This is a genomic window from Bradyrhizobium sp. Mp27, from assembly GCF_029953005.1.
Lineage (GTDB): Bacteria > Pseudomonadota > Alphaproteobacteria > Rhizobiales > Xanthobacteraceae > Bradyrhizobium > Bradyrhizobium barranii.
The window spans coordinates 1-23,268 of sequence record NZ_JASAUS010000122.1; the positions used below are offsets into that span (position 1 = coordinate 1).

A 23,268-nucleotide genomic window follows, 5' to 3' on the forward strand; every position below is an offset into this window, starting at 1 on the left:
CGCCCTCCCGACGCAACGACAAAACCGTAAAGCCCCGCGTTCAGCATAACCCGGCAGGAATCCACTTAAATCCAGCGGGGCGCTGTCCAAACAACCGGGGCCAGCTCTGTCAACCCCCAAAGAGCGTTGAAGACCAAAACAATCTCGTTCTGTGAGTGACCCGACAATAGCGCGACATACCTACAAGATGATCGGATGTGGCGAGCACTTCTGGATTTTGCCCTGTGCGACATGCCGACACTCCGGACTGGCTGCTAACCGCTGGCCATGCCTGCTGGTGGCCCATCAGTGAAGTGGCGGCAACCCTCATTGAGGTCAGCTTACTGGAGATAGCGGACGAGATTTGCTCACGCTGCGTTCGTCGGCTTTTGAACCCGAAGCGGATGTCCATTCAACATCACCGCAACAACTTGTAAGAGCCGCGAACATAGTAAGCAACCCTGACCAACGCAAAGCCGCAAAACTCTGCTAGTTCGAGCATCCGGGCGTTTGGCTGCGGAGAGGCAATGGTGACGGACTCAGAAGTCTCCAGCGACCGACCGAATAAACCGGCATCCGATAGTGACTCACTGAACAAAACGCTATCTGATGACGAGCCTCCGGACCAACCGGCATCGACTCGCAACTTTAAGGGGCGCCTCCGGGCGCGATTGCAGTTGATCGGCGGGGCGCTCGCTTCGATTGCGGCTATCGGGGCGATCGCGGGTGGCCTCGTCGGCTACTGGACTGTGTGGAAGACGCTCCGCACTGACGTGTTTCCGGACAAGCAACAGACGCAATGGGAGGCTACGGCTCGGCCCGACATTCCTCCCCGCTTGTCGCTAGTCGTCCTGCCGTTCGCAAACGTCAACAACGATCCGGAACAGGATTATTTCGCCGACGGCATCACGACCGACCTGACGACCGACCTCGCGCAAATGCCCGGCGCGTTCGTTATCGGACGCGGAACGGCGTTTACATACAAGAACAAGCAGATCGACTTCAGGACGCTCGGCAAGGACCTTGGCATCCGCTGGGCGGTCCAAGGCGCGGTGCGGCGCAACGGAGATCAGGTCCGGGTCAACGTATCACTTACGGATATCGCGAGCGGTCGGGACGTCTGGTCCGATCGTTTCGACGGCGATCGTACGAACCTCTCTGCCTTGCAGGACCAGATCACAGCACGGCTCGCTCGCTTAACATCGAACTGATCCAAGCCGAAAGCCGTCGCAGCGAAGTGGACCGATCCAGGAATCCAGACGCTACGGACTTCACGATGCGCGGTTGGGCAAAGCTCTATGGGCCGCAGTCGAAGATCCAAAATAGTCAGGCAAAGGACCTATTCGATAGTGCGCTACGCCTCGATCCGGACAACGTTGAGGCCTTGATTGGCAAAGCGCGGTGTCTCGCAGTTGGTATGAATAACCGATGGTCTGCGTCCGTTGTTGAAGACAAAAAGCAAGCGATCAACCTCATCGACAGAGTTCTGTCCAAAAGCCCGGCAAGCGCCAGTGCTCATACGACCAAGGGAAGCATTCTTCTATTTGGACGTCCTGAGGAGGCATTGGCTGAATACGATGCGGCGCTCGAAATTGATCCAAATAACCCGGCTGCCTACGCTGCTAAAGCAATAGCACTCGTCGTCTCGGGGCGCGCGCGCGAGGCCTTCTCGCCGGTCCAGTTGGCTCTCCGTCTCAGTCCCAGAGATCCTTTTGCTTTCCAAGGGCGCTTCTGGCTCTGCCATGCACACTTGCACCTGCACCAATATGGAGAAGCCATCGAGGAATGCGGGCGCTCGGTCAATCTGAACAATTCGCACTTGTACGCCTATGTAGATCTGGCATCGGCATCGGCTGGCTCGGACGCAATCAATGGGAAGACTTCCAAGACTATGAGGCGGGTGTAACGCGTGGTCTTCGTGGCCGACGCATGATTTCGATGTGCAGCTACTGTCTAGACAACTGCGGATCGAAAGAACTTCTGGATGTAACGACGCGACACAGTCACGCGCTTACTAGACAACGCGACGGTTGGTCGTGCGTGGCTGTTACGCCCCATGAGCCGAATGGCCGCAGTCTAAATGACGCGATGGCCAACGTGACCAAGCCAATCCGAGTTTTGACAGATGATCGGGAGCTGCGTCAGGCTCTTGAGCAACAGAAACGTACCTTCGATCTTGCAATGGCCGCCTCAGATATGGGGACTTGGCGTTACACTCTGGCCGACAATATCTGCGTGTACGATCAAAATGCTCAGCGGCTTTACGGGCTAACTGAGGCGCGTTTTCTCCACGATGACGAGGGAGTTAAGGATAAATTTCATCCTGATGACTTGGACCTGATGTGGTCGCGGGTCGCGAATGCTCTCGATCCCGAGGGCAGCGGACGTTACGATGTGGAATACCGGGTAAAGCAGCACGATGGCAGCTGGCGGTGGCTGAGCGCGTGGGGCCAAGTTGAATTTGAAGCTGATGGTCTCGAGAGAAAACCGGTCGCCATTGCCGGGGCGAGCAGAGACCTGACAAAACTAAAACAAGCCGAGGAGCTGCATCGCCTGCTACTCAACGAATTAAACCACCGCATCAAAAACACGCTGGCGACCGTTCAGGCAATCGCGGGTTCGACGATTCGTGCCTCGCGCTCAATGGATGACTTTCAGCAGGCATTCAACGGTCGGATCGCCACCTTGGCGAAGACCCACTCCTTGTTGACGGACAACGAGCAGAGGTTTGTACCCACCAACGCGCTAAAATATGGTGCGCTTTCCGTTCTTGCTGGTGTTCTGCGTGTGAGTTGGACGCTGGAGGGGACCCGCCTGTTAATGAAGTGGGCGGAGTCCAATGTTCCGATCACGAAGCAGCCGACGCGGACCGGATTCGGCAGCCAACTCTTGCGGCGGTTGCTACCTTATCAATTAGGCGCTCAAGTCGAAATGAAGTTCGCACCAGACGGTCTAAAGGCCGACATATCAATCGAAATCGGGTGAGCCTGGCCAACGGAGCGTCCCGCGCTGCGCTGATCGCGGGGATGCGAGTCCATACCGGCAATGAGGACTTCCGTTACGCTGTCGGGAACCCCACCTTCGTGGTAACGTGCCACATCATCGAGCGAACCTCGGCAACTATCGGTGACTGTGAGTGCTTCATGCTCCCGCCTGATCCAATGCGGCGAGCCTATGTGTGAACAGTGCAAAAATCTGCAAAAGCAGATCTCAATTCACCCGAATTTTGCCGCATCCGTTCGATCCCCTCACTGTAGAGCGGTTGAGCAACCTTGAGACATCATCTCCGAAGATTGATCGTGCGTTCTTGAGTATTCTTGTGCGCGGCGTCTGAAAAGACGTTTGACAACGCCGAGAAGCTTTATTTCGAGGCCGAGCTATTGGCAAAAGCCGGCGCAACAGCACGGGCCCTCTGCCTTCATCAAATTTCTCTCGAAGAATGTTCTTATGACCATTGCGGACGTCGTTTTCCAACGTCGTTCGCCGTTGCTACACGGAACTGAAGCGCGGCCCAGCCTGTTTCTTACATTCTGCCAAGCGGAGGCCGCCATGCGGACTATTCTGATAACGACGATCTGCTGGGCCCTGTCGTGCGGATTTGCGTTAGCCCAAGCCGAGCCGGGAAAAGACTTGAAGACCCCGACTGGGCGCTCGGCGCCGGAAGAAAAAGGTCAATTGCAGCCGCAGGGCTGGACCGGACCTCTTGAGACAAAATCAGGTGGTGCGCCGCCGGAAAGCCCGCAAGGGCAAAGCCCACCTGGGATGCAAGCAGCGCCGGATGGATCAACAAAAACAACCGTGGAGCCCCGGAAGTAAATCACTCTTTGCTCCAAGCGATGCTCAACCCTCGACGGGTAAGCCCTAGTGTCTCAATTTTAATCCAGGCTAGCTGGCTCTAAAATCGAGAACATGGGAGCATGGGCGACCAGCTTGTTGGCGGGCCTCGACGTCAATCAGGAAAAGGTTTTGTCCGCCTTCAGACGTCACGACTCCAAGAACAAGACCAATGCATACATGGTCGAGGGCTCGCAGGCGGAACAGGAGGCCAAGATGCGTGGCGATTGGGAAGCGGCAGGGGAGGAATTCAAGAAGTTTCAGATGCAATTCCACAAGGCGTCGAACGATGCAAAGAATGCATCTCTCTATGTGGATTGGCAGGGTGAAGAGTTTGTCTCGCCAAGCGAGCGGATTTCACCAGAAATGCTTGCGCAAATCGTCGCGCAAAATACAGCGTTTCTCCCGAACTCGCCTACGTCACCACGGATGGTGATGTTCAGCTTTGGCGCATGCTTGTCAGGGTGCCAGTGATCGCAGACGAAAGTGCATGGGACGCGGGCCGGGGGGCAATCGATCTAGCGAGAGAGACCACTCGGGAATTGATATGTTGGTAGAGCCAAAACGAAAGAGCTGGTTCGAGGATTGATTTGCCGACCCAAGACCTGATGATAATTCACGCGGCTATTAACGCTGGCTTCGACTTCCGGCGATAGGCTTCTTTTGCAGGACCGCAGCTAAGCGACGCGATTTCCCCGGCAGCGTTGCAGCCCAGGACCGCACTTACCACGCCATCATGGGCAACATAGGAAATCACTGTGCCGTCTCCTGATGGCTGGAGATTGTCCAGATTGGACGCGGGAGGGTATATCTGCGTAGTCAGGCTGGGCTTCAACCTTAAAGGGTGGCCGATGCAGGCGTAAGATTGAACTACACCGGAGGGGGCAAATGTTGTTTGGGCGAAAAAAGACAACAGGCGACATCGCCAAGGAACAGCAACCTAAACACCGACCATGTTGGGATGAAAAGACGCAAGCTTCCTTTGCGGAAAAGGACCGCTTCGACGTCTACATCACCAGCGTAACAAAGCGGACCGGCTTCGGCAAAAGCACGACCCACGACATCGCTGACACCCGCGGATACGAGATCTCCGGGTTGGTGGTCTACCCACAATGGCGGGCCGAGCTGAACTTCGACGAGAGCGCCGGCGAGTTCGGGACAGCTTCGCGCAGGTGCCGCGCGGTCGAAAAGCTCTGCGCTCACGTCATGGCTTCGACGGCCCCGCCGCCCCGGCCTTGCCGAAGGCAACCCTGCGGCTCTAGGGGCGGGGTCCCGTAGTGGCACGTCCGCCCCGACCCATTTGAAACCAGAACCCGGCGTAATCCGTTAGGGTCGCGTCTCCACGGCCGCCTTGCCCAAGCTTCCGGCGCCGTTGGAGGGGACGGGTGCGCTCAAGGGCGTGCCCGTCTTAATCTGGTTTCGCTCTGTGCACCCGGCCGCGAAGACCATTCATGAAACGGAGGCGACCATATGGAGAATCCCGATCTCAAAGCGTGGGTCGATGGCTGGATGGAGAAAGTGAAGCAGGGCGCTGAAGTCCATCGCCAGCAAGGTCTGTCACCGGAGGATGCCGAAGCGCGCGACTATGCCCCCGCTGACGTCAAGATCCTCACCATCGCCCACGTCCCGGAATCCCTGCAACAGGCGTGGCTGCAACATCTGCGCGACTTCGACGTCGCGCATCCCGGCTGTCATTTCGAGGTGATGGTGGATGCGCCCGAGATGCCGCTGCCCGACATCATCAATATGCTGGCGATCAATCCGGGGCTGACCTTCACCAAACTGCTCGAACGCAAATGAGCTGGCCCGACCGGCGGTGCCATACCGAGCCCGGCTTGGGGCCTGAAATCAGCGGCGCTTCGCTCGCCGTTTTCCTTGTCTCCGACCTGCTTGCTCCCGTGAAGGGAGGTCGGCATTGAATCAGAGTGGTGGTTGCCTCGGAGCGGCGGTGGTGTCGGTAATATTTCTGGGATCACTCATCATCATCGCGCTGTGGTTCTTTTACTAGAACAGCACGATGAATCCGCCAACTGAGCCAAGGCTTACGTTCGCTTCTCGGCATTAATACGCAGGACATAGAGCGTGTTTCGGGACTCGTCCACTACAGCGCGCGCACGCGGCGCGATGTACCTAATCTTCCAGTTTCCATAATCGATGAGCAGTGCTCTGAGCGACTTAGATTGGAGTGCCTGGAGCGAGGCCCTATCGTTCGGAAACTTCGGAATGTCCTTTGCGATTCTGAGGCGAAATGCCCTAACGCGATTCGATTCAGTCACGAGTCCCATTGAATTCCCCAGCCCCGGCGCCACCATAGGGCGAGCGAAGCGGGGAGGGCAACTAGTCTTTTAAGTCTCCATCCAGCCGCCATCTTCGTTGGCCATGCTCTGTGTATGGCCGATTCGATCGACCGGAACGACGACACCCCGCGCCGCCTTGCCGTGATTGCCAAGCTGGCTTTCCCTGATGGAGGGATGACCGCGAGCGGTCTGCGTCGAGAGGCTGAGCGCGGCCGGCTCGCTGTTGAGCGCATCGCTGGAAAGGACTTCACGTCATTTCAGGCAATTGCCGAAATGCGGAAGCTGTGTCGCGTTGAGCGGAAAGAAACACCCAGCTTTCCCCACGGGGCGTTTTCGGTGAAGCGCTCGGGGGCATCGTGGGTTGTCCATGACGGGGCGGGTGAGACATCTAAGCTTGATGCGCTGCACAAGCAGCTATCGAAGAGGTCTAGCCGTAAAATCCCACGATAAAACGGATGGCAAAGAACGCCCCAGCGGCGACGGTCGCTGTCGCGCTGATCGCAAGCATCACTCGCAAGCTCTCGTCCATGGTACCTCGCATACAAGACGGCCCCCGCGGGGGCAACGCGGAGGCCGCTGTTGAGACGCCTCAGGCCGGGGAAACCTGAAGCAAGAGATCAATCTCTGGCCCGCAGGATGGTTCCTGTGCCTTTGACGGCGAAATCCGAATCAGCTCTCGGCGTTAGGGTATCTTGACGCGCAAGGCAGCGAGGCCTGCTGGCGTGATCTGGTACGTTCCTGCCGTGCTCCCACGTTCAATCCAGTTCTTCGACAGCATGTTTGCGATGGTGCGCTGACCGGTGGGCTCAAGGGCTCTCAGTGTCAGCTCGCGACCCGCTCGCAGTTTCTGCAATGCATCTCGCTCCGAGCTAGTCGGCAGATGACTGGCACGCGCTGGCATCTATTTCTTGGCCTTCAGTCCGATCTCCACCAACCTGCGGATGGCCTCAGGCCGGCCTGGCAAATCATCCTGGCGGCGGCGCCAGTCGTCTATTTCCTTGGCCATGTCGGGCTGGACGCGGACCATAACCGGGGCCCCGGTCACAGGAGGCCGCTTCTGTGGAAGCGTGCGATCATTCGTTGTTTTCTTCATGGAATCTTGATACCACGAAATCATGTCCTGTGAATGGTCGTGGGACGGGGGTAGGGAAATAATACCAATGACTAATCTTTGCGGCGGCGCCACCATCAAAATCGACCCGTCCACGCCTTTCTGTGCGAAGACGTCTATACCGGCCTAAGAGCCAAGGGCTGCGACCCCATTATTCGCAACGGCGGTCTTTATGTACTTCTCAACGAGTCTTCAGGTGGCAACCTCGATGAGTGGGCGGCGCGCCACGACTCAAACGGTTCGTTGCGGCTGGAACACGCGCGCGCCGCACGGGCGAAGCGAACTTCGGATGATGAGGTCATCTTGCTCGGCGCCGCGCCTGAGCTGGCCTGATCGGCATGGTATACTGAGGGAATGGTGGTGAATCGCCGGCCACTGGATTGCTGAAACCCAAGCAGCGAAACGCCAGCGGTTCACCCATTCTTGTGCGTCGGCTCAGCCGGCGAGGTAATGCAGAGCAATACTATTACTCAGGGGCGCGCTCTTGCCCAATCCCGCAAACGATAACCACCGCGTACAGCCACGCGGCCTGCGCCGCGCCATGCGGCTCGATATCTCGGGATCAGCCCGACTCACTTCGACAAGCAGGTAAGGGCCGGCGCCGCCCCCAAGCCGCTGGCGCTATTCGGCGTGAGCATTTGGGACCGCAACGACCTGGATCGCTTGTTTGATGGTGTTTCAGTCGCGAATGATGACGACAGCTATTGGGACAAGGCATGCAGCGGCGAAAGCCTAGATACGTAAACGAGTACATCGATAGGCACGGCAAGCATCGCGTATACCTGAGACGACCGGGCAGGGCGCAAGTCGCTTTGCCCGCGCCGCTGTACACGCCCGAATTCTGGACGGCTTATCGTGCGGCCATGAGCACGGACGAGCCGACGCCGGAACTGCGGCGCGTCAGGGCCGGCAGCATAGCGGCGGCCGTGCACGGATATTACGGCTCGACTGAATTCAAGGTGCTGGCCGAAACGACAAAGGCCACCTATAGCGGCGTACCGGACCGCTTTGTTGATAAGCACGGTGAAGGGCCGATTGCTGGCCTTCTGCCAAAACACATAAATAAGCTGATTGACGAGATGGCCGATACGCCATCCGCCGCGAGCAACTTCCGGAAGCGGCTTAAAGGTCTGATGGACTATGCCGTGTCGGCCGGGATGCACGCCGATAATCCCGTCGTCGTGGCCAAGAAGGTGAGGCTTAAAACAACCGGCCATCGGACGTGGAGCGAGGAGGACATCACCAAGTTCCGGAAGCACCACGAGGTCGGCACGCCGCTACGGCTCGCCTTCGAGGTGCTATTGCATACTGGCCTACGCCGCTCCGATGCCGTGCGTCTTGCTGGCAGCACCTAACTAGCGACGGCTTCGTCATCAGTACAAAGAAGAGCCAGGGCCATGTTGAGTTGTGCATTCCGGTGCATAGCGACCTGGCCCGCTATATCGCCGATTGCCCCAAGGATGGGCCGGCCTTCATCGCAACCATGCACGGCCACGCTCGTAGCGAGAGAAAGCGTTCTCCACGTGGATTAGCGAAGCGGCATGCGACGCTAAGCTTCCTCCGAAGTCCTCGCCACATGGAGTCCGCAAAGCCGCATGTCGTCGTCTTGCTGAGGCCGGCTGCAGCGCCCTCGAAATCATGAGCATCACTGGCCACACCGATATCCGCGAAATCGAGCGCTATTGTCGCGAAGCCGCGCGCAAGAAGCTCGCCGTTGCTGCCATGACGAAACTTGAAGGCGGATTTGACATCCGACTGCCTAACCCACCCGATGAGTTAGGCAATAGTGACGATAACTTATTGAAATCATTGACGGCAAAAGCCGCTTGGCGATCCCAGCAGGACTCGAACCTGCAACCAGACTGTTATGAGCGGTGGCCAACCTGACCTCGCGTAGGGCAGGGCCCTTCTACAGCAACTGGGCCAAAAGGTGCTTTTGGGCCTGAAATGCACCAAAACGCGTTGTCCTTGGCTGTAACCCTTTGAAATCACGCCAAATGCGACCTCCCTCCGAGCGCACCATAAACCCAACGCGGGGATACGTCGTCGCTATGGGCTTCACGCTGGCGAGCATCCGAGGCGGGAATTTGGTCGGGAGCCCACGCGAAGCTATTTGCTACCAAGGCCCGAGACGCGTCACCTTGAACGTCTGAGCGATAGCGATAAGGCGCTGAATGCCAAGCTGCATGTCTGCTTATCGAGCGATTGGAGACGACCGTTCTTAATCGGAGATCGTCAGCTTTTTTGACCCATAGCCGACGTTGAGTCGGTTTAACCGGCATCATGGGGAAGCGAGGCCGACTCATGCCATAGTCCTACGATTTGACAGCTCCGACCGTGAGCCCTGCAACGAAGTGCTTCTGAGTGAGAAAGAACAGAACAACAGGTGGAAGTGCCGCGGCCAGCGAACCCGCCGAAATAAGATTCCAGGCGGTGAGCCACTCTCCCTTGAGACCCGCAAGTCCAAGCGTAAGCGGCTTTGCGGCATCGCTCTGGACCAGCACTAGAGCCCAGAAATAGTCATTCCATACGAATGTGAATACAAGCACAGAAAGGCCTGCCAAAGCCGGCCTTAGAAGAGGCACGATGATTTGCCAGATGATTGTGAACTCGCTTGCTCCTTCTAGCCTCGCCGCTTCGAACAGTTCATTCGGCAGGGCGACCACGAAATTGCGCAGAAATAGCGTCGCAAAGCCCGTCTGAAATGCGGTGTGAAAAATGATCAGAGCCCAGATCGAGTCGTAGAGGCCGAGTGAGAGTACGATACCGCGCACCGGAATCATCAGGATCTGATACGGCACGAAGTTACCGGCAATGAACATGGAGAAGACGAGCGTGCGGCCCGGGAAAGGATACTTGGCGAGTGCCACCGCAGCGAGCGTGCTCAGCACGAGCACTCCCACCACGGTCGTCACCGTGACCACGATACTGTTCACGAAGAACATGCCCATCGGCGAACTGGCAAAGATCTCCCGGAAATTTTCGACCAACACGAAATGCTGGGGCATCCCCCAGTAATTTCCGGCCAGCAGGTCGCCTTGCGCGCGGATCGCGGTCATGACGATGGCAATCAGCGGCGCGATCCAGGCAGCAATCGCGACGTAGAGGACGACTCGATATGCGACACGGACCGGAAGCGGACGGTCTTGAATAGGGGGCGGGTACATTAGCGCTCCGCCGCCTCCTGCTTGAGGGTGTACCGGAGGAACCAGGCGATGTAGACGCTCATGATCGCGAACAGTACCGTGGCGATTGCCGCCCCGTACCCGGCCCGATAGCTGAAGATAGTCGCATCGAACATCTGGTAGGCGAGAACCGTCGAGCTTCCGTACGGACCTCCCTGCGTCATTATCGCAATCATGTCGAAGTTTCGCAGCGACATGATCACGGTGATGATTGTGGCGACGAACGTGACAGGCCTGAGCTGAGGCAGCACCACGTAGTAAAACAAGGGCCAGCCGCTCGCGCCGTCGAGGCGTCCTGCGGCGATCAGATCATCATCAAGCTGAGACAGGCCCGCGAGAAAGAGAACGAGGCAGAACGCGATCTGTGACCACAGCGCGGCGGCAATGATGCCGAACGTGACCAGGTGTTCGTTGGATAGGATCGCCGGGGGCGTCATTCCCACGGCTCGCGCCAGAATGGCGATGATGCCGAAGGTCGGATCGTAGAACCATGTGAACACTACACCGATGATCACATGCGCAAGAACGAGAGGAATGAAGAAGATCGATTTGACGAAGCGCATCTCCGGAAGAGTTTGATTCAGAAATACGGCGATTGCCAAGCCGATGACAGGCGCCAGCAGAAACAGGAGCAGCCAAATGACGTTGTTCTTCAGCGAGACGTAGAACTGCGGATCGGTGAAGAGCTCGGCATAGTTGCCGAGCCCGACCCAAGCTGCCGGGCCAGTCCCGTCCCAGTCGTAGAAGCTGATCCAGATACTTTGGATGATCGGAATGACGATCAAAAGAACGAATATGGAGACCGGAGCGGCCAGCAACAGAAGCGGTGTCAACCAGGCCGCACGAGTCTCCCACACGCGCTGGAGGCGCGTGGGGGGAACCACAGCGAGGTCCGCATAGTCGTCCATCTCGGTCCTCTCGCTCATTTGAAGATGCGCTTACGGGCTGCTTCAAGGCGCTCAAGGATGGCCTCGCCGCGCTGTGGATTCGCCAGGAACTCCTGGAAACCCTTCATTCCGATCTGCGCCATCTCCGGATCCGTGTCGCGGTCGTAGAACTGTGACGATCCCTTCGCGGCCTGAACCAACTTCATCTGAACCTGGGAGAATTGGTCCTCGAGCGCTACATCGGTCCGGGCGGGCAGCACCGCGCCGGCCTTGGCAAACGCCGCGAGATTGTCCGGCTGTGCAAGGAATGCGAGGAACTTGAGCGCAAGCTCCTTGTTCTTGGCGCCCGACGGGATACCGACGCCGTTGATCGAGACCTCTTCGAAGCTGTCGTTCTTCGCATCCATCGCCGGGAACGGGAAGAAGCCGATTTTGCCATGCACGTCGGCCGGAAGCGAGGTCAGGACGTAGGGCCCGAGCAGGTACATCGCCGCTTTACCCTGGGCAAGCAGCGGGATCGCCTCCTGCCAGCCATAGGACGACGCGTTTTCCAAGAAGTACCCCTTCTCGATCGGCTGCTGCCAGGTCGCGAAGACTTTCTTGACGCGCTCGTCCGTGTACGACTCCTTGCCGTCCATGAGGGCCATGTGGAAATCGAGGCCGTTCAGCCTCAGATCGAGGTAGTCGAACCAGAGATCGTTTGCCCAGAGATCGCGGGTGCCGATCGTGAAGGGGATCACACCGGCAGCTTTGAGCTTGGCGGCGGCGGCCATCAACTCGTCCCAGGTCCTGGGTGGCGTAACGCCGACGCGCTCGAAAACCTCCTTGTTGTAGAAGAAGCCCCACGTCGTGAAGTTCGTCGGCATCATGAATTGCTTGCCGCCGTCGGTGACCGCAGGAATGAACGGTCCCATAACATCCTTGAGGTTCTGATCGGTGTAGAACTTGCTGATGTCCTCGAACGCACCGCGCTTGCTGAAAGCACGCATGCGCGCGCCGGTGAACCAGAATGCAAGGTCGGGCGGCGTCGTGACGAGGAAGTTGCGGATCGACGTCTTGTACGACTCGACGTCGCTGAAATTGATGGTGACCTTCGTGCCCGGGTTCTTGACCTCGAAGTCGCTGGCGATCTTGGTCATCGCCGCCTTTTGACCCGCTCCGCTGCGGTCGGTGTTGATCGTCAACTGACCGGTCTGTGCGACCACCGGCGAGATCGCCAGGCCGCCCAGAGCAGCACCTATTGCAATTGCCGAACGAACCCTGCGTAGATCAATTCCCAACATGGCGCCTTTCTCCCTTATCGTTTCTATAAAGTTCTCAAACGCTAGACTTACTTTCCAGTAAGTCAATAAAATTGACCTGCGACTCTGGCGCGCCGCGGCCCATCGCTTCGTTCATGCTGCGACCAATCGCTTGCCGTCAGTGGAGTTGAACAGATGAGCCGCCCTTGGATCCGCCGAGATGCGGATCGTCTCGCCAGGCGAGGCCGCCACTCGCTCCCGAAAAACACAAACGATCTGCTGGCCGCCGGCGTCGGCGAAGACCTGCGTTTCTGATCCCGTCGGCTCGACCACCTTTACGGTGACTGGAACGCCCGAAGGATCTAGTGCGATATGTTCAGGACGCAGCCCGTAGATCGCCGGCCGACCCTCGGAACCCGCTGGGGCAGAGAGCATTGGCAGCCGAAAACCGCCTGTGGAGTGAAAGCCGTCGCCGGTCACTTTTCCCTCGAAGAAATTCATGGATGGCGAACCTATGAAGCCCGCGACAAATCGATTTCCTGGCCGATCATAAAGATCCAGAGGCGAGCCGATCTTCTCAACGAGACCGTCATGCATGACAACGAGGCCATGGTCATCGCCTCGATCTGGTCGTGCGTTACGTAGACCGTGGTGGTTTTCAATCGCTGGTGAAGATCCTTGATCTCGGTTCGCATCTGCACGCGGAGCTTGGCGTCCAAGTTCGAGAGCGGCTCGTCGAACAGAAAGACCTGCGGATCGCGCACGATAGCTCGTCCCATCGCCACGCGCTGACGTTGGCCACCTGATAACTGCCGAGGATAGCGATCGAGAAGCTTCTCGAGACCGAGAATGCCGGCCGCCTTGGCCACTCGATCATCCATTATGGATTTTGGCGCCTTCCGGAGTTTGAGGGAGAACGCCATATTTTCCGCGACCGTCATATGCGGATAGAGGGCATAATTCTGAAATACCATCGCGATATCCCGCTCTTTCGGCGGAACATCGTTCACGATGCGCTGACCGATGCGTATCGCCCCCTTCGTGACGCTCTCCAGACCGGCGATCATCCGCAGAAGGGTCGACTTGCCGCATCCGGAGGGACCGACCAGGATCACGAACTCTCCGTCGACAATGTCCACGTCGACGCCATGAATGACAGGGCTTGCCCCAAAGCTCTTGCGAACGTTTTGAATTTGAACTGAAGCCACGACGCACTCCATCGACCAGACACGCGGACCAACCCACGTTCAAATAGCCGTTGACGGCGCACTCCGTCAACGCGATAATTTACTTATCGGAAAGTAAGGGAAACTCAATGACGCCCAATGACGCGCTTGGAGGCGTTCCGGCTGGTCGCAAACTCACTGCCGGTGAATACGGCTACGATGATCTAGAAATCCACGACCGCTATGACACGGCGGGGGTAACGGTTACCGAGGCCCACGTGGTTGGATTTGCTGGCCTTTCAGGCGATTTATTCGACGTCCACATGGACGACGAGTTTGCAAGGAGCGTCGGATTTCCGGGGCGCATCGCACATGGACTGCTCGGGCTTTCCCTCGCGGATGGACTGAAAACACGAAGTCCGATCCGCCTACTCGGGGTTGCCACCTTGAGCTGGAATTGGTCGTTCAAGGGGCCAATCCTGATTGGCGATCGCATTCACGTGGCGATCGCGGTCGCCGGGAAGCGCGCCACCAAGCGCCCGGACCGTGGAATCGTGACCCTCGGCATGCGGGTCCTCAAACAGACGGGAGAAGCGGTCCAGGAAGGAGAAACCTTGCTTATGATGCGCCTTCGAGATAGCGCGTCCGCTTGACGGTGTGCCGCGCCCTTGTTCAAGTGATCGGCGATCCAAGCAACCCCTGCGGGTAGGTTATGCCACAGAAAACGAAGACCCGGACGGCAGGCGCTCGTACGGGAATGCGAGATACGATTAAGCGCGTCGCGACTGAGCTCCTGATCAGGCACGGATTCCACAATACGAGTTTCCGCGACATCGCGGATCAAATCGGGACGACCACTACGAACATCCACTATCATTTCGGCAGCAAACAGCAGCTCGTCGAAGAGGTGTTGACGGATTACGTCGCGGAGGCATCCGCCAGACACAAGTCGATCTGGCTCGCCGACGGACATACGCTGTCAGAGAAGTTGCAGGGCGTGGTCGAATACAATTTTGAACGCTACAAGCGGTTCAATCGCGGAAAGGCAGGCGGACGACCATGGAGCCTTATTGGGCGCCTCCGGCTCGACAGCGAGGATCTTTCACCCATTGCACGGGAAAGCCTGACTTCATTTAGCCGATCTGTTCATGAAGCCATCAAGTCGGCTTTCGAGCAGGCCTGCAGATCGGGAGAGTTGCGAGCGGACGCCCCGCTCGATGACCTCACGCTGCTGGTCGTCAATCTGGTGAACAGTTCCTCCGTGTTTACGCAGGATGCCGGCAGTTTCGATCGACTGGAAGAGTTCTTCACCGCCTTCGAGCGCGTGATGCTGAAGGTCTACGCTGGCGAGCCATCCGACTCCGGGGAGCATCGCGCAAAGCGTCATTGACTTACTACTAAGTAAGTGTACACCTTCCTCGAATTCTCGCTCCATGGGAGGTTTCGAAGTGAGGGTAATCACCCCCGAACAGGCCGCAGCATTGGTCCGCGACGGCGATACAGTCCTCATTGGAGGCTCCGGCTCCGGGCATGCCGTGCCCGAGCGACTAATTGAGGCGGTCGAAGCGCGCTTCCTGACCACGGGAAGTCCACGCTCCATCACATCGATCCATCCGGTCGGATTGGGAGATCGCGGTAAACGCGGCGCATCGAGATTTGCGCACGAGGGACTTCTCAAGCGCATCGTTTGTGGGACCATCGTCGATGCCCCTCCGATCGCGGCCATGGCGTCGGAAAACAAGATCGAGGCCTACACGCTCCCGCAGGGCGCCATATCGCAGCTCATCCGGGAAATCGCTGCTGGCCGTCCCGGCCTCATCACTCATGTTGGCCTGCACACCTTTGTTGATCCCCGACAGGCGGGCGGCCGGCAAAGCGAACGCGCGACCGAGGATCTGGTCGAACTTATCGAACTCAAGGGGCGCGAATGGCTGTTTTTCAAACCCTTTCCAATCGACGTCACGTTCATTCGCGGCACGACTGCAGACGAGGACGGTAATATCTCCATGGAGCATGAAGCCATTTTCGGCGAGATGCTCTCGATGGCGCAGGCTACCCGTCGCTGCGGCGGACTGGTCATAGCTCAGGTGAAGCGCCTCACATGCCGCGGCAGTCTTCCGGCGAAGACGGTCAAGGTGCCGGGCATGCTAGTCGACGCGGTCGTCGTCGTGCCTGATCAGGCACAAACCTATCAAACGTTTTATGACCCCGCCTTTGCTGGCGAGCTGAAGATCCCGCTCGATTCATTTCCCAATCTGCCGCTGGACGAACGGAAGATTGTCGCCAGGCGCTGCGCCATGGAGCTGGAGCCCGGTGCCATCTGCAACGTCGGATCCGGCATCTGCACCGGCATCGGTCTGGTAGCAGCGGAGGAAGGACTTCTCGATCACATCACCCTGACCAACGAACAGGGCATCATCGGCGGGGCACCGGCGAGCGGCCTCGACGCCGGCGCGGGACGCAACTATGCTGCGATGATCGACCAGCCTTATCAGTTCGATTTCTATGACGGGGGCGGATTGGACATCGCCTTCCTTTCGGCCGTCGAGGTCGATCCGCGCGGCAGCGTGAACATAAGCCGGTTTGCCGGACGAGTCGTCGGCATAGGCGGCTTCGTGAACATCAGCCAGAACGCCAAGAAGATGGTGTTCGGAGGCACCTTGACGGCGGGCGGTTTGAAAATCGGAGCCGGCGACGGCAAACTGACCATCCTGTCGGAAGGCAAGCACAGGAAGTTCGTCCCGCAGCTCGAACAGACTTCCTACAATGGCCAGTATGCAAAGGAGCGCGGGCAAACCACGGTATTCGTGACCGAGCGCGCTGTCTTCCGCACGAGCGAGGAAGGGCTCGAATTGATCGAGGTTGCGCCGGGCATCGATCTTGAGCGCGACGTCTTGGGCCAGATGGGTTTCCGGCCCAAGATTTCCCTGAACCTCAAGACCATGGACGAGCGCATCTTCCGGAGCGGGCGAATGGAGGTGGGCGAATACTTCGCCGCGGCTACGCCGAGCGTCCATCCGCGCCTCCAAGCTCTCGCCGGCGCGCAATCCGCGACAACGTCCTGACCCGGAGATGCCAGCGTGACCGCCAAAACAGTCCTTCGCCTGCCTCTCGCGAACGGGAGCCTGGATTCCTACGCGCTAAGCCAAGCAACGCGTTTTCCGGACCGCCAACCCGGTCGCATGAATCGGATTGCCTTCTCGGCGGCTCACGTAGTCGCCGATCCGCTCGCAGATTGTGATCCGTGGCTCACCTGCGCAGTCGACTGGGATCGCACGATAGCATTCCGTGAATATCTGTGGGACCTAGGGCTCGGCGTTGCCGAGGCGATGGATACCGCGCAACGCGGCATGGGTCTCGATTGGCCGAATTCGCTGGAGCTGATACGTCGGTCCGTCGCAGCAGCGAAGGCGCGCAACGGGCTCGTCTTCTCAGGGGCCGGCACCGATCATCTCCCGGACAATGCACCATCGACCATCGATGAGGTCATCGCGGCCTACGAACGCCAGATCTCCGACATCGAGAAGTTGGGCGGGCGGATCATCCTGATGTGTTCGCGCGCGCTGACCCGAACTGCCAAGAATGCGGAGGACTACGTCAAGGTCTACTCCCGAATTCTCCGACAGATCCGCGAACCCGTGATCCTCCACTGGCTCGGCGACATGTTCGACCCAGCCCTCGCCGGCTATTGGGGATCGAACGACGTGGACGCTGCGATGAACACGGTCCTCGAGATCATCGACGAGCACGCCGGCAAGGTCGACGGCATCAAGATTTCGCTGCTGGACAAGGGTAAGGAAGTCGCGATGCGCAGGCGCCTTGCAAAGGGCGTCCGGATGTACACCGGAGACGACTTCAACTATGCAGAATTGATCGCCGGCGACAGCGAGGGATACTCGCACGCTCTTCTCGGGATATTCGATGCCATCGCACCTGCAGCGGCGGCGGCCCTGACCAGTCTGGCGAAGGGCGACCATGAGACGTTCGACGAGATCCTCGCGCCGACTGTTCCCCTCTCCCGGCATATCTTCGCGGCGCCAACGCGCTTCTACAAGACCGGCGTGGTGTTCCTCGCCTACCTCAATGGGCATCAGAACCACTTCACGATGGTCGGTGGCCAGGAAAGCGCACGCTCGACCCTGCATCTGGCCGAACTCTTCCGTCTCTCAGACAAGGCCGGAATCCTGCGCGATCCCGACCTCGCGGCGAGACGAATGAAGACGATTATGGCCGCGCGTGGGATCGAAGCCTGAACGCGAGAGCACCTGCAGCGGGAGAGTGACTTGCAGCCCATCGTTGACGGAAGCACGCGGATCTTCGCCATCCTCGGTGACCCCATAGGCCAGGTGAAGTCGCCGGCCCAGGTCACCGCCTCGCTACGGGCGAGATCACGCAATGCAATCCTCGTCCCGCTTCACGTAACCTCGAAGGACTTCGAAGACGTCGTGCGCGCGCTGAAGGTCATCCACAATCTGGACGGCCTCGTCATCACTGTTCCGCACAAGTTCACTGCGTTCCAGCACTGCGAACGGGCCACCGAACGGGCCGCGTTCTTGCAAGCAGTGAACGTCATGCGCCGGTCCCGCTCCGGCGCGTGGGAGGGAGACATGTGCGACGGACAGGGCTTCGTCGATGCCATTCTGCAGAAAGGCGGCGTTCTTACCGGAAAGCGGGCCTTCCTTCTTGGCGCAGGCGGAGCAGGCTCCGCTATAGGCTACGCGCTACTCGAGGCGGGCGTCGCCGAACTTTCGATCCGAGACATCGATCAAATGCGCCAGAGCGATTTGGCGGGAAAGCTGCGGCGCCGTTTTGGCGATCGGGTCACCGAGGTGGGACCCAACCCCGACGAGTTCGATATTATCGCTAATGCAACTCCGGCCGGCATGGAGGACGTTCAAAACTGTCCGATAGACCCTGATCGGTTGCGCCCCACGATGATCGTCGGTGACGTTGTGACAGCGACTGGGGAGACCACTCTGATCCGAGCCGCCGGCTCCATCGGCTGCATCTGGTCGACGGGCCACGATATGTATCGAGCGCTTCAGGAGACGATGGTCGATTTTCTTTTATCAGCTGACTAAAAGGCCGGTACGTGCCAAGCGGCCGACTGGCACTGAAGTCACGTTGCCGTAGGATCTAGATTGCGGTGGCTGGCCTGAAGTGATGCGCTGGAGCGCACGCTTCCCTTGGAGGCAAGGGCTCGCCCAGCCGCTTCGGGATAGCCTCCCGTCAGCGCTTCCCCGTTAGCCGGAAAGGCGAGGATCGTGGATGCACTGTCGTATCCAGTGATCAGCACGCAAGCCCGACGCCTTCGCGAGCTTGCGCACGAACGAAAAGTGCACGTATCTGGCGCGGTTTCTGGTGCGGTCGTCGCGGTGCGGGAAACGAAGACCATGCAAGATACTGATATTCTTGGTGGGCCCGGCAGAAGTCCCACCCTTCAACAAAATCAATCATTTAATTTTGTCTCGGCGCCACAACGGACCGCAGATGGACCAAAGGTTTTCAACGGAGTGTCTAGCCAATCTCGGCGATTTTTTATCGGCAACGGGCCGTCGCGCCCGTAGCTCAATGGATAGGGCAGCGGATTTCTAATCCGCAGGTTGCGGCCCTGGTTGCTCCCGGTGAGTGGTCGAACCGGCACGCGTGACGACCGGCACCCGGTCGCGTTCGGAGAAGTCGTGTGGTCCTTGCTGCAAGCGCTATTCCAGGTCACTACAACGGCTGGACCGCTTTCCTACGGCCCCTTGGCGACGATTGATCGAGATCAATTTCGCCCGTCACGCCGCTTAGTATGGTGGCCCTCAATGGCGGTCACGCCTACCGTCATTGGGCAGAGGCATTGGGAGTGACCGACAGGGGTCGCCGGGAATTGCAGGGAGTTACCGGCGGCCCACTCGGCCAGATGATCCCGCGCGCGACCACATGACACTCCACCGTCCGCTCGCACGATTGTAAGATGATGAATTGTTGACCCTGCTTCAGCCGATCCTGCCATGCGCGAACAGCCGCTAAATCGACGCGAGAAGCAGCTTCTAAGGCGCATTGCTGCCGGGAAACGGATCGTGAGATAGCTGGGCGGCTCGGAGACCGTGCCGAACGGATTTCACAACAACGAGCCCGATTGCTTCTAAAGCTAGGGATCAACTCACCGGCCGAAATCGCTGACGCTGCCAGGCGGTTGGCGTACCTTTCGACCTACAAAGGTGTGACGTAAGGGTGGGGGGTGGTCGAGCTGATGCGCGCGCGAGGGCGCGACCGTCGAACGATGGCGGATGTGAGCGCATCCGTCCAATGACATAGATCAAGACGAGGACGGGCAAAGCGAGTAAACTTCTAATCTTGGGGCAGTCCAGTGAGGGAGGCAGTCATGATCTCTCGACGGAAGCTTCTTTCTTCTTTCGGCTTGGCGACTGCAATTGCCGCGTTCCCGACCGTGCTGATGGTCCCTGACGCGGAGGCGCAGACCGCTGGCATGGAAAGGCGTCAAGATCGACGTGAGGGGCGCCACGAGCGCCGCGAGGATCGCCGTGACGCGCGCCAAGTGCGCCGCGAGGGTCGCCGTGAGGCGCGCCAAGTGCGGCGCGGTGTTACGCCGGCGCCAGGAGTTACGACGGGGGCAGCTAAGTAGCTTGGCTAGAGCGTAGTGGGTCGATAGGTCTTCATCTCCGCTCATCGTCCCGGTGCAGCGCCTGTAGTAGCTCGCGTGCATGAAGCAAGATACGATCGAGACGTCGAATACGGACGCAGTGATCTTCATGGATTGGAACGCCGGGATCGGCACGAGGTTAGATGGATTGCGCACCATCGCGGCGGCGCTGACCGCGCGCTGGATTGGAGGCAGCAAATGATCATCGTGGACGAAGACGGCGAGATCATCGCCACAGCATCCGATGACCATACTCTAATCGGCGGCCACCACCGCCTCGCGGTGGCGGCCAGCCTCGGTAAAAAGCTGTTCTGGCGACATACCGGCGAACCAGTGAAGCTTGATAACTTCTTCAAGCATTATGGAAGTTCTCTTCGACATTCAGCCTAAGCCGCTCGACGTCCGATAATGTCTCGCTCACTTGCCCTGCATCGTGTGCTGATCAAGCGCCCAGTCGGAGATCTTCGGCGCGCGCGCTAAGGTTACAGCCCATCGTGTGCCTGATCGCCGCTCCGCCGTCGCCGCTCTTTGCCTGCCACGTTCGGATTGAACGGAGCTGCGCGAGGTCGTCCGGTCCTGTGAAGCGTGTAGGAAACGCGGGGAACCGCGCGACTGCGCCCCTTGAGGATATTTGCAATCGCGCAATCTCGGCTTTATTTCCTGTGCTGATCGTACACAAAAGCGGTGAGCGATGTGACGGATGTGGAACGCCGAGCCCGTACTCCTGCTGGCGTTAATCGTCGGCATTGTCGCAAGCTTCAGACTGCGCTTACATACGCGGATGCCCGGTCTACTAACCATTGAAGTGGCTTTAAAATGAAGCACGACAACTTATGGTCGGGGTGGCGAAAGTTGGTTGTCGCGGCTGGTTTAGCGACGCTTGGATCATCCGTGCTGGTGATCACAAGCTCTTTCGCTCAATCATCGGCAAATTGCCGTGCCTACGCCGAGGATTACTCTCTTCGCTATTCAGCGCCGAGGTGGAATTTCAACATCGGCGGGCGGCGCGCGGGCGCTAGTGCGTTGGCCGCCCATAGGTCCCGCGCCCTTCAACGGTCCACCCTGTTCGACAACGCCTTCGCACGCTGCATGCGCGGTCGATGGCCGTAAGGGGATATCCCGCTGTTCGCTGCGATCCTTGATGAAGCGGCGGATGGCGTCGGCGCACGATCCGTGCGCGCATGATCCGAGCGATCATCTCTTGCCCCGCTGCTTGATCGCCCAAATCCGGTAGGCTTCGTCCTCGTAAGGATCGTCAGCGATCGGTGGCGGGATTAGCTTCGCCCGCCGCCCTCAGAATGAGGGCAAGGTCGGCATCCGCAAACTTCAAGCGAGCCGGATCTTCCGCTTCAAGATCGATTGGCCGAATGGGCGAAAGAGGTTCTCAGCATAGCTCAGGTGCTTCCACTTGGTCCCGAGCGAGACGCCCTTATCAGGAAGGCACGTCAAGCCGACATTGCGAACCATCTGGACGATTGGGCCAAGTCACCGGGCTTGCAGCCGCCGAGGTGAGGGCCATGATCGAACAGCCCCATCTCAATCGGTATTCAGTTCACGCACTCATCTGCCTTGGCATTGCAGCCTTTGGCGCCGCACTGTTTGTCGCGGCGCTGTTCATGGGCATGCGGTAAGGACGCCTCAGTTGGTGGGCTAGTTTGAAAGTAGCGGTGGCCTAGTTTGAACGAATCTGACTTTCGATGGTCCAATAGGGGAGACCGTCGGAATGTCTGTCATGCCCCATCAAAACGAGCGCGTAGAACTAGCGATGAAGCTTTTGGACTGCCGTCAAAAGCTGCGGCGGACTGGCTGGGACGTGGAACGGGCCAAGAGTTTACGCGACGAGATGGACCGGCTAGAATAGAAGCTCCGTGAGATAGACGAGTAAGGGGCGCCTCAGTTGGCGGCCTCTTTCCTCCTGCTTCGTCCGCACGTGTGATGCCTCCGTGCTGCTTGATCGGGTCCCGGTCATCTGCTCCTGGGCGCGCTAATGGGCAAAAATGACGTACAGGAGAGCAGCACCCAGCAAAACTCCCAAAACCGTGTTGGCATTGGGATGCATGTCCTAATTCCTGTGCCTGTGGCAGCCCCAGCACCCGGCCGGGGCATGTTGATGCTGGGGCCTCCGGACAGGCTCTTGCCTCGTTAGGGAAGCAGTCACCGCAGACACAAGCCTTCCACCGACAGTCTGTTCCTCGGTGAGTCTACTCTGCGAGCGTGAGCGGCCCAGCCGCCTTGAGGGCTGGATAGGACGGAGACGCCAGGACCGCCTCACGCACCGCTTGCGGCGGCACGCCGCAACGAGGATGTTCCGCTAGAAGAGAGCGCCAGATGTAATGTTCCCGGATTGAACAGTTGAAATCCCGAAAGAGTTGGTGTGCGGGAGGATGTTCAAATGAAACGCGACCGGTTCAAACAGGATAGAGCGTTAGGCGAACGGCTCATCGAAGAAGCTAGACAAGCACGGGAAAGGACAGAGCAGTTGCCCCCGGGGACGGAACGGGAGGACCTTTTGAGGAAGGCCCGCGCAGCCCAGATCACCGCCCATATTGACGAATGGCTGAAATCGCCGGACTTGCAGCCACCGAAGTAGTGTCATGGAAGACATGCCTCCGTGCTGACAAGAGCGCGGTCGTCGCACTTGAACAGCCGGCTTTCGGCCTGATCGCCTACGTGCCTCATTGGCTTCAAGCAAAGCTCACACCGATGGACGGGGATAGCGCGGCCGCCATCGCTGAGACGCAGCTTCATTACCAGGCCCCCTGCGCCTTTGCGCATAGGAATTTGATTTGTGCCGAAGTGGAAGATCATCGTAAGCGACGTTCGCGTCCCACTCGCAAAGGTTTGGCGTGGGGATTGCAGTCTGTTGATCAACGTGTTTGCAAATCGTTGGCGGGGGGTATGGAGGCGGCAACGACGGAG

Annotated in this window: 21 protein-coding genes, 1 tRNA gene and 2 pseudogenes; 19 read left to right on the plus strand and 5 right to left on the minus strand. The window is 58.7% G+C overall.

The genetic code is table 11. The features are described 5' to 3' along the window. The first annotated feature begins 506 nt into the window (after positions 1 to 506). The 7 genes from QJT78_RS38160 to QJT78_RS38190 all read left to right on the plus strand — a co-directional run bounded on the left by QJT78_RS38160 (position 507) and on the right by QJT78_RS38190 (position 6,560). On the plus strand, positions 507 to 1,190 hold the full coding sequence (locus QJT78_RS38160; RefSeq protein WP_240537720.1) for a hypothetical protein: 684 nt from the start codon (positions 507 to 509) through the stop codon (positions 1,188 to 1,190). Positions 1,191 to 1,255: 65 nt separating this feature from the next. Next, on the plus strand, positions 1,256 to 1,885 hold the full coding sequence (locus QJT78_RS38165) for a tetratricopeptide repeat protein (protein ID WP_240537719.1): 630 nt from the start codon (positions 1,256 to 1,258) through the stop codon (positions 1,883 to 1,885). 182 nt (positions 1,886 to 2,067) lie between these two features. Beyond that, on the plus strand, positions 2,068 to 2,964 hold the full coding sequence (locus QJT78_RS38170; protein WP_038944702.1) for an HWE histidine kinase domain-containing protein: 897 nt from the start codon (positions 2,068 to 2,070) through the stop codon (positions 2,962 to 2,964). Positions 2,965 to 3,426: 462 nt separating this feature from the next. Further along, on the plus strand, positions 3,427 to 3,795 hold the full coding sequence (locus tag QJT78_RS38175; protein WP_162137022.1) for a hypothetical protein: 369 nt from the start codon (positions 3,427 to 3,429) through the stop codon (positions 3,793 to 3,795). A 93-nt stretch (positions 3,796 to 3,888) separates the two neighbouring features. Further along, positions 3,889 to 4,287, plus strand: a complete 399-nt coding sequence (locus tag QJT78_RS38180; protein ID WP_038944701.1) for an AbiV family abortive infection protein — start codon at positions 3,889 to 3,891, stop codon at positions 4,285 to 4,287. Positions 4,288 to 5,283: 996 nt separating this feature from the next. Beyond that, the gene (locus QJT78_RS38185; RefSeq protein ID WP_028154497.1) at positions 5,284 to 5,613 is read left to right on the plus strand and encodes a hypothetical protein; all 330 of its coding nucleotides are present in this window, start codon (positions 5,284 to 5,286) and stop codon (positions 5,611 to 5,613) included. A gap of 590 nt (positions 5,614 to 6,203) precedes the next feature. Beyond that, positions 6,204 to 6,560, plus strand: coding sequence for a hypothetical protein (locus tag QJT78_RS38190; protein ID WP_038944699.1), 357 nt, complete (start codon positions 6,204 to 6,206; stop codon positions 6,558 to 6,560). 451 nt (positions 6,561 to 7,011) lie between these two features. On the opposite strand, the gene QJT78_RS38195 is transcribed toward QJT78_RS38190, so the two are convergent. Continuing rightward, positions 7,012 to 7,203: a hypothetical protein gene (locus QJT78_RS38195; protein WP_028154678.1), complete on the minus strand. Its 192-nt coding sequence runs from the start codon at positions 7,201 to 7,203 to the stop codon at positions 7,012 to 7,014. A gap of 78 nt (positions 7,204 to 7,281) precedes the next feature. Between QJT78_RS38195 and QJT78_RS38200 the strand changes: the two genes are divergently transcribed. The 3 genes and pseudogenes from QJT78_RS38200 to QJT78_RS38210 all read left to right on the plus strand — a co-directional run. Next, positions 7,282 to 7,554, plus strand: a complete 273-nt coding sequence (locus tag QJT78_RS38200) for a hypothetical protein (protein ID WP_155258317.1) — start codon at positions 7,282 to 7,284, stop codon at positions 7,552 to 7,554. Between the two features lie 479 nt (positions 7,555 to 8,033). Further along, on the plus strand, positions 8,034 to 8,576 hold the full coding sequence (locus QJT78_RS38205; protein ID WP_155258140.1) for a hypothetical protein: 543 nt from the start codon (positions 8,034 to 8,036) through the stop codon (positions 8,574 to 8,576). A gap of 166 nt (positions 8,577 to 8,742) precedes the next feature. Continuing rightward, a pseudogene (locus QJT78_RS38210) lies at positions 8,743 to 9,108 on the plus strand (tyrosine-type recombinase/integrase); the annotation flags it as partial. 428 nt (positions 9,109 to 9,536) lie between these two features. Here the strand turns inward: QJT78_RS38210 and QJT78_RS38215 are convergent. The 4 genes and pseudogenes from QJT78_RS38215 to ugpC all read right to left on the minus strand — a co-directional run bounded on the left by QJT78_RS38215 (position 9,537) and on the right by ugpC (position 13,742). After that, positions 9,537 to 10,388: a carbohydrate ABC transporter permease gene (locus QJT78_RS38215; protein WP_038944695.1), complete on the minus strand. Its 852-nt coding sequence runs from the start codon at positions 10,386 to 10,388 to the stop codon at positions 9,537 to 9,539. Then, the gene (locus tag QJT78_RS38220) at positions 10,388 to 11,314 is read right to left on the minus strand and encodes a sugar ABC transporter permease (RefSeq protein WP_049807909.1); all 927 of its coding nucleotides are present in this window, start codon (positions 11,312 to 11,314) and stop codon (positions 10,388 to 10,390) included. The genes QJT78_RS38215 and QJT78_RS38220 overlap by 1 nt, the downstream gene beginning before the upstream one ends. Positions 11,315 to 11,328: 14 nt before the next feature. Further along, entirely contained in the window at positions 11,329 to 12,576 is a 1,248-nt protein-coding gene (locus tag QJT78_RS38225) for an ABC transporter substrate-binding protein (RefSeq protein WP_038944694.1), read from the minus strand. Positions 12,577 to 12,687: 111 nt separating this feature from the next. Further along, positions 12,688 to 13,742 (minus strand): annotated as a pseudogene (gene ugpC / locus QJT78_RS38230) (sn-glycerol-3-phosphate ABC transporter ATP-binding protein UgpC). Between the two features lie 107 nt (positions 13,743 to 13,849). Between ugpC and QJT78_RS38235 the strand changes: the two are divergent. The 9 genes from QJT78_RS38235 to QJT78_RS38280 form a co-directional block, all read left to right on the plus strand. Further along, positions 13,850 to 14,353 carry a MaoC/PaaZ C-terminal domain-containing protein gene (locus QJT78_RS38235; RefSeq protein WP_028153655.1) on the plus strand — a complete coding sequence of 168 codons (504 nt, stop codon included), beginning with the start codon at positions 13,850 to 13,852 and terminating at the stop codon, positions 14,351 to 14,353. Positions 14,354 to 14,412: 59 nt separating this feature from the next. Beyond that, positions 14,413 to 15,090, plus strand: coding sequence for a TetR/AcrR family transcriptional regulator (locus QJT78_RS38240; protein ID WP_202802069.1), 678 nt, complete (start codon positions 14,413 to 14,415; stop codon positions 15,088 to 15,090). A gap of 58 nt (positions 15,091 to 15,148) precedes the next feature. Beyond that, the gene (locus tag QJT78_RS38245) at positions 15,149 to 16,765 is read left to right on the plus strand and encodes a CoA-transferase (protein WP_038944693.1); all 1,617 of its coding nucleotides are present in this window, start codon (positions 15,149 to 15,151) and stop codon (positions 16,763 to 16,765) included. Positions 16,766 to 16,780: 15 nt separating this feature from the next. Further along, positions 16,781 to 17,953: a dihydrodipicolinate synthase family protein gene (locus QJT78_RS38250; protein WP_028153652.1), complete on the plus strand. Its 1,173-nt coding sequence runs from the start codon at positions 16,781 to 16,783 to the stop codon at positions 17,951 to 17,953. Positions 17,954 to 17,983: 30 nt separating this feature from the next. Then, positions 17,984 to 18,781 (plus strand): hypothetical protein, encoded by a 798-nt coding sequence (locus tag QJT78_RS38255; protein WP_028153651.1) that lies wholly within the window; start codon positions 17,984 to 17,986, stop codon positions 18,779 to 18,781. A 478-nt stretch (positions 18,782 to 19,259) separates the two neighbouring features. Continuing rightward, positions 19,260 to 19,343: transfer RNA gene (locus QJT78_RS38260), tRNA-Arg, on the plus strand. 1,067 nt (positions 19,344 to 20,410) lie between these two features. After that, complete coding sequence (locus QJT78_RS38265) at positions 20,411 to 20,551, plus strand: hypothetical protein (protein WP_155258139.1); 141 nt, start codon at positions 20,411 to 20,413, stop codon at positions 20,549 to 20,551. Further along, complete coding sequence (locus QJT78_RS38270; protein WP_028153650.1) at positions 20,548 to 20,739, plus strand: hypothetical protein; 192 nt, start codon at positions 20,548 to 20,550, stop codon at positions 20,737 to 20,739. The genes QJT78_RS38265 and QJT78_RS38270 overlap by 4 nt, the downstream gene beginning before the upstream one ends. Before the next feature lie 2,163 nt (positions 20,740 to 22,902). Next, a partial coding sequence (locus tag QJT78_RS38280) for a hypothetical protein (protein WP_281460481.1) occupies positions 22,903 to 23,268 on the plus strand: 366 nt, incomplete at its 3' end.